This is a genomic window from Brevibacterium sp. 91QC2O2 (genome assembly GCF_024580695.1).
Classification (GTDB): Bacteria; Actinomycetota; Actinomycetes; order Actinomycetales; family Brevibacteriaceae; genus Brevibacterium; species Brevibacterium moorei.
This window is the reverse complement of sequence record NZ_JANIJY010000074.1, coordinates 1-433: the sequence shown is the minus strand read 5'-3', so window position 1 is coordinate 433 and position 433 is coordinate 1. Positions and strand designations below refer to the sequence as shown.

The window sequence follows — 433 nt, the reverse complement described above, 5'->3', positions numbered from 1 at the left end:
ACATACACGCAATGACCTTAGAAGAAATATTAAGTAACCCCAAACCGATCAGCGGAGAGCTCAGGCTCAAGATTTTGGGTTTATACCATCAGGCAAATGCCGGGCACATTGGCTGCTCACTGAGCTGTATTGACATGATGATCTCTGTCCTGTTTCTTAATAAATCTCCCGAAGACACTTTTATTTTATCCAAAGGACATGCTGCGGCAGCTCTCTATGCCTGCCTGAATACCCTGGGTGAAATTACTGATGAAGAATTGAGCACATTTTATACCGATGGTACTACGCTTCCTGCTCACCCCGCCCCGCGTCAATATAAAGGAATTCCGTTTGCAACCGGCTCGCTTGGACATGGCTTACCTATTGCTACGGGTATTGCACATGCTGCCAAAATATCAGATGAGGAAAGTTATTCGTTTGCATTGCTTTCTGA

Annotated in this window: 1 pseudogene; it reads left to right on the top strand. The window is 45.0% G+C overall.

Annotation, left to right across the window (positions count from 1 at the left end):
- Window positions 1-11 precede the first annotated feature (11 nt).
- Window positions 12-433, top strand: a pseudogene (locus tag NQ036_RS15480) (hypothetical protein); the annotation flags it as partial.